Source organism: Bacillus sp. FSL L8-0099, assembly GCF_038006385.1.
GTDB classification, from domain to species: domain Bacteria; phylum Bacillota; class Bacilli; order Bacillales; family Bacillaceae_G; genus Bacillus_A; species Bacillus_A toyonensis.
In genome coordinates, this window is the sequence record NZ_JBBOVC010000001.1 from 2,072,994 (window position 1) to 2,086,104 (window position 13,111).

At 35.0% G+C, this 13,111-nt stretch carries 15 protein-coding genes; 11 read left to right on the forward strand and 4 right to left on the reverse strand.

Annotated features, from left to right (window positions below; all coding sequences use genetic code 11):
• Window positions 1–45 precede the first annotated feature (45 nt).
• The 7 genes from MHH42_RS10700 (at window position 46) to MHH42_RS10730 (ending at window position 3,207) form a co-directional block, all read left to right on the forward strand.
• A complete protein-coding gene (locus MHH42_RS10700; RefSeq protein WP_098718869.1) occupies window positions 46–561 on the forward strand; it encodes a helix-turn-helix domain-containing protein in 516 nt (171 codons plus the stop codon).
• A 30-nt stretch (window positions 562–591) separates the two neighbouring features.
• Entirely contained in the window at window positions 592–813 is a 222-nt protein-coding gene (locus MHH42_RS10705; protein WP_097854325.1) for an RNA polymerase subunit sigma, read from the forward strand.
• A gap of 179 nt (window positions 814–992) precedes the next feature.
• A complete protein-coding gene (locus MHH42_RS10710; protein WP_340893355.1) occupies window positions 993–1,277 on the forward strand; it encodes a hypothetical protein in 285 nt (94 codons plus the stop codon).
• A gap of 117 nt (window positions 1,278–1,394) precedes the next feature.
• A complete protein-coding gene (locus MHH42_RS10715) occupies window positions 1,395–2,372 on the forward strand; it encodes a DnaD domain-containing protein (protein ID WP_340893356.1) in 978 nt (325 codons plus the stop codon).
• Between the two features lie 10 nt (window positions 2,373–2,382).
• The gene (locus tag MHH42_RS10720; RefSeq protein WP_340893357.1) at window positions 2,383–2,745 is read left to right on the forward strand and encodes a cell division protein SepF; all 363 of its coding nucleotides are present in this window, start codon (window positions 2,383–2,385) and stop codon (window positions 2,743–2,745) included.
• 71 nt (window positions 2,746–2,816) lie between these two features.
• Window positions 2,817–3,008 (forward strand): DUF3954 domain-containing protein, encoded by a 192-nt coding sequence (locus tag MHH42_RS10725; protein WP_016108283.1) that lies wholly within the window; start codon window positions 2,817–2,819, stop codon window positions 3,006–3,008.
• A 37-nt stretch (window positions 3,009–3,045) separates the two neighbouring features.
• The gene (locus tag MHH42_RS10730) at window positions 3,046–3,207 is read left to right on the forward strand and encodes a hypothetical protein (protein WP_016108284.1); all 162 of its coding nucleotides are present in this window, start codon (window positions 3,046–3,048) and stop codon (window positions 3,205–3,207) included.
• A 1,065-nt stretch (window positions 3,208–4,272) separates the two neighbouring features.
• Here MHH42_RS10730 and MHH42_RS10735 read toward each other — a convergent pair.
• The 3 genes from MHH42_RS10735 to MHH42_RS10745 form a co-directional block, all read right to left on the reverse strand.
• Window positions 4,273–5,580, reverse strand: coding sequence for a BclA C-terminal domain-containing protein (locus tag MHH42_RS10735; protein ID WP_340893358.1), 1,308 nt, complete (start codon window positions 5,578–5,580; stop codon window positions 4,273–4,275).
• Window positions 5,581–6,005: 425 nt separating this feature from the next.
• Entirely contained in the window at window positions 6,006–6,551 is a 546-nt protein-coding gene (locus MHH42_RS10740) for a hypothetical protein (protein WP_335444817.1), read from the reverse strand.
• Window positions 6,552–7,543: 992 nt separating this feature from the next.
• Complete coding sequence (locus tag MHH42_RS10745) at window positions 7,544–7,828, reverse strand: DUF4183 domain-containing protein (RefSeq protein WP_033730179.1); 285 nt, start codon at window positions 7,826–7,828, stop codon at window positions 7,544–7,546.
• Window positions 7,829–9,527: 1,699 nt separating this feature from the next.
• Here MHH42_RS10745 and MHH42_RS10750 point away from each other — a divergent pair.
• From MHH42_RS10750 to MHH42_RS10765, 4 genes are all read left to right on the forward strand, one after another.
• The gene (locus MHH42_RS10750; protein WP_340893360.1) at window positions 9,528–9,698 is read left to right on the forward strand and encodes a hypothetical protein; all 171 of its coding nucleotides are present in this window, start codon (window positions 9,528–9,530) and stop codon (window positions 9,696–9,698) included.
• Between the two features lie 27 nt (window positions 9,699–9,725).
• Complete coding sequence (locus MHH42_RS10755; RefSeq protein WP_340893361.1) at window positions 9,726–10,208, forward strand: ArpU family phage packaging/lysis transcriptional regulator; 483 nt, start codon at window positions 9,726–9,728, stop codon at window positions 10,206–10,208.
• Complete coding sequence (locus MHH42_RS10760) at window positions 10,208–10,750, forward strand: site-specific integrase (protein ID WP_340893362.1); 543 nt, start codon at window positions 10,208–10,210, stop codon at window positions 10,748–10,750. The genes MHH42_RS10755 and MHH42_RS10760 overlap by 1 nt, the downstream gene beginning before the upstream one ends.
• Before the next feature lie 322 nt (window positions 10,751–11,072).
• Window positions 11,073–12,107: an endonuclease/exonuclease/phosphatase family protein gene (locus MHH42_RS10765; protein ID WP_340893363.1), complete on the forward strand. Its 1,035-nt coding sequence runs from the start codon at window positions 11,073–11,075 to the stop codon at window positions 12,105–12,107.
• Between the two features lie 610 nt (window positions 12,108–12,717).
• On the opposite strand, the gene MHH42_RS10770 is transcribed toward MHH42_RS10765, so the two are convergent.
• Window positions 12,718–13,023, reverse strand: a complete 306-nt coding sequence (locus MHH42_RS10770; RefSeq protein WP_340893364.1) for a WGxxGxxG family protein — start codon at window positions 13,021–13,023, stop codon at window positions 12,718–12,720.
• Window positions 13,024–13,111: the final 88 nt, after the last annotated feature.

Genomic DNA, 13,111 nt, shown 5'->3' on the forward strand with positions numbered 1-13,111 from the left:
GTCACAAATAAATATTGCTTTAGGTACGAATGGGGGAAGTAAAAGATGTCCATAGGGAAAGAAGTTGCTATGGCACGCAAACGAAAGGGAATCACCCAAGAACAACTCTCCTTAGAAATCCCCGTGAGTCGTGAGTCACTAGCAAAATATGAAACTGAACAACGACGTTTACCAGAAGATTTACGAAAATGTATTACGGAAGGAATTGATGATCCGCAGTTATTTTTTAAAATGTGGGATGAAGCAACAGGGCATGTAAGTATCCCGTTCTTCAACGGAGAGCATATAGATCTTCATCCTGCAAGTATGAGATACATGGTTTATCAAGAGACAAACAAAGCTTTGGAACGACTTGATACAGTATGTTGGTTTAAACCTTCACAAACTTGGTCCGAAAGTGAGAAAGAAGATTTGAAAAATGTAATGCATGAAATATTGGATGCTACAGGTTCAATGATGAGCCTCGTAGCGGTCCTATGTGATCAATATGGTATTTCAATGAAAGAAGTCTTTAAGTACTGGAAAGTATCATTACGAGCTAGGAAGTATATAAAAGTTTAATTTAATTATTTTATTGGGGAGGTTTAAGTTATGACAATTGATTATGTAAGTCCAACTTTAAATCAATATAAAGCTCTAATTCGTAAGGAAGCAAATTTATATGGTGATATTCGAATTGCAGTAGTTTGTGGAGACTATATGAAAGCTAGGGGCCTAAAACAAGAGAAGAAATTAATGGAGATAAGAATTCGAATTATAGAAGCAGCATTTGTTTTGAAGAACAAAAAGAAAAAAGGAAAGGCCACCGCGTAGTCTGCGATAGCCAATCATGACAGTAGATAAATTATAGCATATAAGAATTTAATGCGACAAGCTATTGTGCTTGTCGTTATGACCAGAAAGGCTGAGCCCCCATCTTTTAATAGATTCTGCTTTTTTTCTGTTCATAACGATGCGTACAGTATCAAATTACTAGAAATGAGGAATAAGTCATGAAATCAGAATGTAATCGTCTGTTCGACTTAGTTCTACCAGGGGATTTTACCTTTGCGAATGAATTACATAATTGCATGGTTACATGTATTCATAACATGTTCAATGCTGGTTCATTAGATGAAGCAGATCATTGGGAGAAGGAATTAAATAGATGCGCAAAAGAATTCAAGAGCCTTCGTAATGAAAAAGAGGATCACGATGTATCAAAGAGTTATTGTGTAGTTGTTAAAAGTCTTCAAGAGCAGGGGATCAATGCATCAGTAGTTAGTCGAAGAAAATAAAAAATCTATCACTTGGCAGAGTGATAGATTTTAGAATCTTATAGAGAGTCTTTCTAAAAATAGAATTGGATTAAGTATATCAAAGCAAATCAAGTAAAACAATGGAGGATGAATAATATGGCAGTTTATAGACCTGTTCAGGTTTCATATTGGCAAGATGCTTTCGTTTTAGATCTTACACCGGAGGAAAAATACTTCTACTTATACTTAATGACTAATAGCAAAACTTCTCAGAGTGGTATCTATGAGCTTCCATTACGAGTGATAGAAATGGATACAGGGTATAACCGTGAGACGGTTGAGAAGTTGCTAGAGCGGTTTGCTGATTACGGGAAAATTCATTACAACAAAAAGACGAAAGAAATTATGTTGATTAATTGGCTTAAATTCAATGCTATTACAAATTTGAATATTGAAAAGTGTGTGTTAAAAGAAATCCAGAATATTAAGTGTGAAGATTTTTTAATTGATTTTTATGAGACATGTTTAGATTTAGAACAGCAGCAAGATTTTAAAATTCCTCGTATTAAGGAATACTTCCAAGCTCGTTTTGAGTGGCTTATAAGGGGCTTCGAAGACCCTATGAAGGAAAAAGAAGAAACAAAAACAGAAACAAAAGAAAAAGAAGAAACAAAAACAAAAGAAGAAGCAGCAAGCTGCTCAAGAGATAAAAAAGTTGCAGAAGAAAATCCAATAGCATTTTATGAGCAAAACTTTGGAGTTCTTAAACCATTTGTGGCTGAAGGGATTAATGCGTGGATTGAAGATTTGAATGCACAGCTTGTTATCAAAGCAATGAAAATAGCTTTAGAAAAGAATGCACCTAATATGTCTTATGTACAAGGTATTTTAAGAGATTGGCATGCTAAAGGGTATAAAAGCATTAATGATGTTGAAGCTGCACAAACTCAATTCCGTAAGAAATACCAATCTCGTGGTGGCAGAAGTAATGCTCGAAAAGAAATCGTCCCTGATTGGTTACATACACAAGATACAGAAGTGCAATCCCAGCCTGTAAAGCACGATGAAATGCATTTAGAGGGTGAACGTAAACGTTTAGAACAAGTGTTATCTAAATATAAAAAAGAGGCTTAGGAGGATTGTAATGCCAAAGCAGTTAACAATATTTGATGTTGAGCCTGTAGTAGCATTTGATACTGAGAAAGCACACATTCATCGATTAAATTCTAGAGTTCGTTTTACGGATGTAGTTGTTCAAGTACCAAATCAAGTAAGAGCTACTGATGAATTAAAACCAACAACAGAGCCAAATGATCAGTATGAATTATTTGAGGAATATACAATTGGAATTTGGAGATTTAAGCGAGTGGAAGATAAGCAGTTCGATTGGGAAGAAGCGGAGGAGCTTTGCAAGAATGCGAGAGATAATAAGGAACCGATTCCAATACGGCTTTATTTATCACTTGAGCAATTATTTGTTCCAGAAAATGTTGTGCGATATTTGTAGACAAACAAAAAAGCCGAGATTGCTCCCGACTTACTTCGACAAAATAATCATAACATATGGGAGTGGTCTTAGTGGGAATTATTAAAGAAAATCTTGTAGAAATGACAGCTGAAATAGATTTGAAAATAAACGGAATATATGTTGTTAAAAATGGTCAGGTCCAACTAATAGAACCACCCCAAGGTGGATTTGGTGAACAATCATTTATATATCAAAGTGGAAAAGTAATTCGTATGGAAGAACGAAAAACACAGTTACTTTAATCAAATTTGAATTTTGTATAAAAAGGAGATGTGAAATATGAAAGATGTGAAAATCGAATACATCGAAAATAAAGCTAGAATTACTGTAGATGGTAAGGGAATTGCATTTGCTACTAATACGATTACAAAGAAAGTAGCAGAGAGTTTATTAATAAATTTAGATCAAGCTGGAGCTATTAATCTAATCATTGAAAACTAAATCAAAGCGTTATTTTATAGTAATGCAAAAAGGGTACATATCGAATATGTACTCTTGAAAAGAGGAAGTGTATATAAGTGATGAAACACTATACTACAACATATGCTTGTCTCATTTAAAAGTGCAAGGAATATAACAAAATAGTTATTGTATGACGAAAAAATTAAAGAACCTGTTATAACTAACAGGTTCTTTGTACAAGGAGTTCAAGAAATACAAGGAAACTGGTCCAGAGAAACCTGTGTATTTCTTGGCTTAATAGTAATGTATTCAAAATAAGCAAAAAAATGAATGAAAGTTAAACAAGAACTTTTTATAACCAAAAATAAAATAATCCGCTATTTAAAACGGGTTATTTCGATGAGGTGTACAAGGAATTTAAGGAAACTGGACCAGAGAAACCTATGGAATTCCTTGTGATAATAATGTATGCAAAGGAATCAATAAGGTTGATGAAATTTAAACAGAATTCTTATTTAATAAAAAAACGTGTACAAAAAATGTACACGATTATATAAAAATTATGTCTTGCGTGCCCATTGCATTCTATGTTTATTGTATGTAAAACGTGATACATTGCAATACATTAAAAGAGTACTCTTAAAAGTGCTCTCTGACCAAAACTAATATTGAAAAAGGATACCCAAGATATTATATGTATGTTTTTTAGCTATGTGTAACTTTAAAACAAAATCTTTCTTTTACACAACAAAGCAGCTAGTTAATAAAACTAACTGCTTGTTGTACAAAAGAAACGCTGCGCTTACAGAAATAGTTTGTAACTTTAAGTTACAAAAATAGTATGAACAGGGTTAAAAATGTTATTCAGAAATGAAAGAAAACAAAATAAAAAAGAGCACCATACATAAGTGCTCTTTAAGATAGGAGGTAACACTTTGAGCTGAATGTTTAGGTTAAAATTATATGGCGCAGAAAAGAAATAAGACCTAAAACTTATTTTCAACTCAATACAAAAGAGCAGCTAGCAAAAGCTAACTGCTTGTTGAAAAAAGAAATCTACACCAGGTTATTTACTGCCAGAGTTTCAAGAAATAAATGATTAAATTAATTTAATTTTTCAATTACAATCGAAGCATTTATATTTGTTTGTGTTCCACCTGCCAAAGTCTGTAAAGTAACTGCAGCAGCGGAAGTATGATTATTAAGGGTAATAATATCACCTGCGGCTAAAGAGAGAATTGTTTGCCCATTGTTTTGCTGAGTTCCTGCACCTGATCCATAAACTGCGTTGGTAACTGGAGCACCATTTAAAAAGAGCGTAAATTGATTAGGTTCAACTCCTGATACAGAAAAAGAAATCTTATAATCTCCTGCATTAAGAACCATTAATTGAGAAGTTCCCAGTGTATGAGTAAAACCAGATGTCATTCTACCATGTGAATTAAAAAGAATAGGTGCTTCTAAGGCAACAACTTGAGCTGCTGTATTGAAAACATAAGCATAATGAGATAACCCAGATACTGTAAGACCAGTAGGCCCAGTAGGTCCGGTAGCTCCAGCGGTTCCTGGTAATCCAGTAGGCCCAGGAATGCCTTGGATGCCTTGGATACCTTGAAGTCCAGTTGGGCCAGTCGGGCCGATAGGTCCAATAAGTCCCGGATCACCTTGAATACCTTGGATACCCTGAATTCCAGTCGCCCCAGTTATTCCAGTGGGTCCAATAGGACCAATAGGCCCCGGATTACCTTGAATCCCCTGAATCCCTTGACTTCCTTGAGGTCCAGTGGGGCCAGGAATCCCTTGGATACCTTGGATACCTTGAAGTCCGGTTGGTCCTGGTGACCCAGAAGGTCCAGTGGGGCCAGTCACTCCGGTTGGTCCTGGTGGTCCCCCAGAAGGTCCAGTCGGGCCCGTTGGTCCTGGCGGTCCCCCGGAAGGGCCGGTAGGTCCAACAGCTCCAGAAGGTCCAGTTGGACCTACAGAACCAGGAATGCCAGGAATCCCTTGAGGGCCGGTCGGACCAGGAATCCCTTGAATCCCTTGAATGCCAGGAATCCCTTGAATGCCAGGAATCCCTTGAATTCCAGTGACCCCAGTTATTCCAGTGGGTCCAATAGGACCTTGAATGCCAGGAATGCCTTGGATACCTTGGATACCTTGAATTCCAGAAGGTCCAGTTGGACCAATAGATCCAGAAATCCCAGGAATCCCTTGAGGTCCAGAAATACCTTGAGGCCCAGTAGGTCCCAGGCTACCTTGAATTCCAGTAGGCCCGGTAGGTCCCCGAGGTCCACCTGAAGGTCCGGTAGCTCCAGTAGCTCCAGTAGGTCCCGAAGGTCCAGTAGACCCGATTTGAGGTAAAGGAAAGGCACATGGAAAGGGTATGTGACAATTCTTTTTAAATTTACTCATTTTTACACCTCCCTTATAAATTAACTAACAATTTATATTTATACTTTAACAACTTATGAGTAAACAGACACACGGGTGTAGGGAAAAACCCTACAATAATTACATAAAAGGTTTTAAGAGCAAGCCTTTATTTCACATTCCATACCAAAAAGAGCACTATATAAGTGCTCTTCGGATCAAAGCTCTTAATGTAAAAGAGTACATGATACCAAATGTAATTTTTTTATGGACGTGAAGTATTTGAACAAAAACACTATTTGATACTGAAATTATCCACTTTAAAAAGAGCACTATAAAAAGTGCTCTTTCAAAAAATATTGTTATTTACTTAATTTTAATAATAACTAACAAAAAGAAATTGGAGTTTGCTTACTGTTATATAAGTTGCGAAAAATTTATTACGGCTGGGGTTACTGTAAATATTCTTAGTGAAATTGTTGCTGACCTTGTTGGTTACCCATTTGTTGACCTTGTTGGCCACCCATTTGTTGACCTTGTTGGTTACCCATTTGTTGACCTTGTTGGCCACCCATTTGCTGACCTTGTTGGTTACCCATTTGTTGACCTTGTTGACCACCCATTTGCTGGCTCACTTGATCAACCTGTGTTTGGGCCTGTGCAATAGCTTGATTAATTTGACTTAATGTTTGATTAGATTGTAGGTACTGTAATCCTTGATTTAATGTTTGAATAGCTTGTTGGATAGTTTGCTGTAATTGTTGATCCGCTTGTTGCATTTGTTGTTGAGATTGATGACTAAATTGTTGAAGTTGTTGCATTAGTTGATTAGCTTGTTGTAATCCTTGTTGTTGACCTTGTTGTTGACCTTGTTGTTGACTTTGAGTTGTTTGAGATAAAGATTGTTGTAACTGTTGAATTTGGTTTTTAAGGCTAGTTAATTCTTGTGAAACTTCTAAATCAGCAGCTTTACGTGCTACTGCTTCAACTTTTTTCTCAGTACGTTTGTCCATTTTTAACTCCTCCTTATGTAACCACATCATTGTGTGGGACATTTTTATAATGTACAAATTCTTATTTTTGATACTAAAAAATAAAATTTAAAGACTAGGGAGGAGAGGGATATAAATAGTACTTTAATCGAAAATAGGACAAGCAATTTTGCTTGTCCTAGAAGGAGGAAATTTCAAAACACCAAATTGACTCGTATTGGTAAACAGGTTCCTGCATAGTATGATTCAAATTAAGAAAGTTATACAAAAATAGCAGGCAAAGAAACTTTGCCTGCTTGTGGGTTGAATGAGTTAGCCAATTGTGATGAAACGCCTTCCCATCCTTTTACAAGAAGAGTGAAGCCACTAGTTCGAATGGCTTAGAAGTATCGTGTGTAGTTTAGTTGAAAAATATGTAAAGGAAGATAAAGAATTTATTTTATAGCAAAAAAGAGCATTATTTGTAAATGCTCTTGAAAGACGAGCATCAATAATTACAAGAGATTGGCTCAACAGAACTTAGGATTTTCTTATTTCAAGGTAAAAATTAAATGTAAAATAGGAGAACAGATACATAGACTGTTCTCCTAAGGAGCGGGAATACTGAATTTGAAGTGCATCTCAAATGACAATCAATCAAGCGTTTCATAAATAGTAGGTACCTATGTTGAAATTTAATACAACAAAACAGCTAGCGTAGCTAACTGTTTTGTCTTAGGAAGAATTCAAGAAAATCTGAGATTCATTATGGAATAGCTATTACCAACTTATTTATAGTATGTGGATGTTTTTGTAATATTATGTATGTGTTGAAAAGTTAATAAAAATTTCATTTTGTAGAAAAGAGGAAGCTAAAAAAGAGCACTATATAAGTGCTCTTGTCGAGAGTGAGTATAAATTCCTATCATTCTATATTAGTATATGCACTGTATTATGTAGTTGCTACTAAAGTTAATGTCAGTTTTTAAAATTAGAGGTTTCTTTTAATGAAACCTCTAAAAAGACAACTAAAGTTACGTTATAGTAAATTCAATTGCAATAGGAGTACCCCCATCTAGGACGGCTCCTCCTACAATAGTAGCAGCTGTAGTAGTCACACCAGTAATAGTATCACCAGTTTGAATAACGCCATTAATATAAAGCGTAAAAAAAGCATAAGAAGCAGGGAATGTTGTTACAGCACCAGTGTCATCAGTGAAGTCTGTGTTAGCAAAAGTTAAATCCGCTCCAGCGGCAGTTCCTGTTGCTGCTGTACTTACAAATCGTCTTCCAGCTATAAATGGCTTAACGATAGGCATTTATGTTCACCTCTTTTTAAGAATTAACTCGGACAAGTTTTTAGAAAGCTTGGTCCTGTATTTTATACTATGTTGTATTTCTATGAAAAGAAACGGCTTGTAAACTAGTATACAAACGCTATTTTAGTAAGGAACATTTAAAAGGACCCGATTAGGGGGACGGGTCCTTTTAATGAAACAATAACCTTTATAGAATTACCAATACATTACCATAAAAGGTAATTAGTTTCCATGGTGTGGATATTGAGAAATCTTTTTATAGCTACTTCAGCTAGCTACTTCATTCAGCACAACAAAGCAGCTAGCTGAAATAGCTAACTGCTCTATTGTACAATTTTAGAAGTTTCACTGGATACAGATATAAGTTGTAACGAAAAGTTACAACTATAGTATAAACAGAATTCGAAAAAATATGCAGGAAAGAAAACTAAATTAAAACTTCATTCAGCACAACAAAGCAATCAGCCTAATGAGCTAACTGCTTGTTGTACAAAAGAAAATTAGGCCCTACAAGTTAAGATGTGTAACTTAGAGTTACAGTTATAGTGTTAGCAGGACTGGAAATGTTATACGGGGATTAATACAACAAAAATTTCATTTTGTAGAAATAAGAAAATTAAAAAAGAGCACCATGCATAAGTGCTCTTTAAGATAGGAGGTAACACTTTGAGCTGAGGCTAGGTTAGAAGTATATGGTGTAAAAAAAGAAATAAGAACAAAATTTTATTATTAGTTCAATATAAAAAAGCAGTTAGCAAAAAGCTAACTGCCCTCACAAGCACTGCAAAAAGAAACTACTTTTGGGAAAAAGTAGCTTGTATTTAGTGTTGCCAGAATATTTGATTTTATTCGAGAAAATGAAACATGGAATTACTAAATATAATCCATATAAATAGCAGTTAGCAAAAGCTAACTGCTAAGCCCTCAGAGAAAGGGGAAAAGAACATTACAGAGGTCACTGTGAATTCAAGCTGTATCAGCCCATTTATAGTATTGGACAGAATTTAGAATTTTATTCGAATAAATTAAAAAGAGCAGCTAGCAAAAGCTAACTGCTCACCTCTCGACCAAGAGAACTTGAGTGGGAAGAATTTAAAATAACCTTTTAAATTCTTCCATAGTATCGGAAAAAAATAGAATTTTATTCATTTAAAACTTAAATTAGGAAGTTCAATAATTGAATGTATCTATAGCATAGACAAAGTTTAAAAATTTATTCAAGGGAAATAAGGAATGGGTACTTATTGGAAAAAGGCAGTCAAGGGGTATTTCAAGAAGCAAGAGTTGGAACTCAATAAAAAGCAGTTAGCAAAAGCTAACTGCTCGAATCATGGAATGTGTTTAAGAAATGGGCTGTCTACAGTATTGACGTAATGTTGAGTTTTATTCAGGCGTAGAAGGTCTTTTTCAAAAGAAAAACAATAGGATTTCTCCTAGTAAGTCACAGGGTATTCGTGCATAGAGGAATTTACTTATATTATAACGCAATAACTAACTGTTCAAGATGTTAATGTTATTAATTTTTTTACGAGATAATTACATTTGCAAATTGAGAGTAAAGTTAGATTTGAACAAAATAATCCTTTGAAATGAATATCGTCCGGCTAGAAAACTAGAGGACACCAATTCATTAAAGCAGCCATTAAAGCTGTTTTAGGAATAGGTGTCCTTTTTATTTTGAAAAGGGAGATGGGGAAATATGAAGGCACTAAAAGACCCATTACGCGAGTGGAAAAAGCAATCCAAGAAAGGAAAGAAGAAAAACAAGAAAAAACAAAAAGAGAAATTAAGTACTCGTGAAATTGAGCATTTAATGGGGATGCATAGACCTTGTTATGAGCGTAGACGTGGAGCATTAAGACAAAAGTAATTTAAAAATAAAAAGGAGTGGTCTTACATGACTAAACAATTATCTTTCTTACCAAAAATTGATAGAACAGCAACACAGGAGGAATTAGAAGGTGTGTTGGAAAGCGTACGTATACATAGACAATTTGGGGTGATGCGTAAAGAAATGAAAGTCACTCCTTCTTATGAAATACGTGAGCACGGTCCTACACATACAGTTGGAAAACCATTAGAAGATGTTGCTATAGCAAATATTCAACAAAGCAAGCGAGAAGAGCGGCTTGAGAAAATGTCATTACGTATTGATCAGTTTCTAAATCGATTAGGGAACGGACGTGCAGGAAGCATTCAAAGAGATATTATTTATAAACGTTATTTAGAAGAAGAGGACGTATGTGATTACATGGTTTATAACGAAATAGGGATGTCAGAGCGTACTTATCGACGTTGGAAGTCTAAAGCATTTTATAAGCTCGCTTTTGCACTTGGATTAGAAGTTTACGAGGCAGAAGAGACTGGAGGTAATAAATAATGAATTTTGTTCAGCCAATACGTGAATCAGAGCAAATACAACAGCTAAAAGAGTACTTTAAGGAAAAAAGCTTACGTAATTACATTCTCTTCATTATGGGTATTAATACAGGCCTTAGAATCTCAGATATTTTGAAACTAAAAGTAGGTGATGTCAAAGGCAGTCATATATCTATGAGAGAAAAGAAAACAGGGAAACAAAAACGAATACAAGTTACTGCAGCACTGAAAAGAGAACTTAAAAGGTTTATTGAAGAAAGAGAAGACAATGAGTATTTACTACAAAGTAGACAAGGGAAGAATCGTCCAATTGGTCGTAGCATGGCATATAAAATATTAAATGGAGCAGCGGCAGAGTTTGGGTTAGATGAAATAGGAACCCATACGTTAAGAAAGACGTATGGGTATCATATGTACATGCAAACGAAAAACATAGCATTACTTATGGAGATATTCAATCACTCGTCAGAGAAGGTCACGTTACGTTATATAGGTATAAACCAAGATGCAATGGATAAAGCAATGACTAGGTTTAAAATCTAATCATTGCTTATTTCTTTTTTTATCTAGGGGTATCGCAGCATTTTGGAAAAAAATACGCTACGAGTATGAAAGATTTTATACAGTTCCAGTAACAAACAAGAACCCTAAAACCGCGCTAGGATAGGGATGTATAAAAATATGAATAGGGGTAAAGAAAAAGAAAAAGGTGAATTCCTTTTGAAAATAGGGATTCGCTTTTTTCTTGCTACCACTAATAATGCGTTATGTTAACTGATCATTTATAGGATATCCATACAAGCTAAGTTATTCGATTTGAATATAAATAATTATATTTAGTTTCAAAAAAAGGAAGTGAACTATTTTGAACTCATATTTTTCAAAACAAAAGAAATGCTGTCGTAGACTTTATCCTGCTTTTCCACCTGCTGTCCCTCCGATTCCAGAACCCAAAAAACCACCAACAGTTATGACGTGGAATCTTTATTTAGGTGCGGATTTTACACCATTTACAATCGCCACTACGCCAGCAGAATTACGACAGGTGGTAACGGAAGTGTTTCGTCAATTTCTTGCGACCAATTTCCCTGTCCGTGTGAAAGCAATTGCCAGACAAATCGTTTTGAATAAACCTGATATCATTGGATTGCAAGAAGCAGAACTGTGGCAATTATTTGTACCTGGTGTACAAACAATCACATACGATTTTGTAGAATTGCTATTAAGTGAGTTAAGAAAAATGGGATTACATTATGAAGTAGCAGCTCAAAATGAAAATAATTCAGTGCAACTTCCAAGTAGCAATGGAAATATAGTAGGTTTTTTAGACAGAGACGTTATATTAATCAGAAAGGAATCCGGATTGGAGATTATTCAGCGGCAAGAAGCTAATTTTGCAGCAAAATTGACAATATTAGTTGGAGGACAACTATTCACGATTCCTCGAGGATGGTCATCTATCGACGTTAGCTCAAACGGACGTATCTTCCGGGTAATCAATACCCATTTAGAACCACTTTCTCCCCCAGTCCAAGTCGCCCAAGGAAATGAATTACTAGCTGGACCAGCCAATACAAATCTACCTCTGATTCTTCTAGGAGATCTGAATTCAAACGCTGACGGAACCGGCACACCAACATACGGGAATTTAATCAATGCTGGATTTCAAGATGTTTGGACTCAAGTTGGTAAAGGACAGGGATTTACATGTTGCCAAGAGCCAGATTTGTTGAATGCTGTATCCTCTCTAATTAGAAGAATAGATTTTATTTTGTTTAAAAACGGCTGGAACCCAATTGTAGCGGATGTGGTAGGAGAAGAACAACATGACAGAACATCAACCGCTCTTTGGCCGTCCGATCACGCCGGAGTTGTCGCTAGCTTGATTCTTACCTCCTAAAGAAAGGGCGATATTAAAAGACTTTGATAAATAAAGGATACAATCAGAAAAATATGAATAACGATAAGCTGCTAACTCCATAAAACAAATGATATCTGATCGTGTTTTATATGGTCCCCTAACTATAGGTGGTGATATTGTGATGGGATCTATCATAATTTATTCAATTAACTACCAATAACGATAATTATGTAAATAAGCTGTCCACATGGGCAGCTTATTTTATTTTCCACATAACGTAGGTTATTTTGCAAAATGCTGGTGGTATCCCTATACAGTTACTCATAATTTTCGTACTGTGTAACTCAAAAGAGGAAGTTAAAAGAAATCAATGATACCAAGGGATTCAGCGAAGGGGGCAGTTACACACAATATAAGATATGGGTAAGTGAAGAAACGGCATAAAACAAAAGCGTGGTTTATCAAATGGACGTAACGCTACATTATCATCAAGTTAAGAAATTCATTGTTTCCTATTAATAGTTTCCGTTTTTATGTAATTATTATTGATTTTGAAAAAATAAAAAATCGCCTCATTAAAGGCGATTCATAGTTTATTCATTTTGCATTCTTTTGATAAGTAAGTATCTTTTAAATACAATGTTCTATATTAACGTCTTTCTGGTTCTTTTTCTTTTCTTCTAAGACCAAATAAACCTACTAGTCCTAATAAACCAAGCCACGCCCAATTATTATTATCATCACGATCATTGTTCAAATCATTTGTTGTATTCACATTTCGAGTTCTAGTATCATTATTCACTCTATTCATGTTATTGTCATTAACTCGAGTTGTAATGCCATTATTATTAACTCTATCCATATTATTTCCATCGTATTCAGCGTGAACATTGGTACCAAAAACCATAATAGTTAGTAATAGAGCACTTAAAATAGATGAGAATTTTTTCTTCATAGTTTTCCCCTCCTTTCATATTCAGTAATGTCTCCAGTTTCTTTAGACAATATTCGTTTGAAAATATATAAAACCATTTGAATTGAAA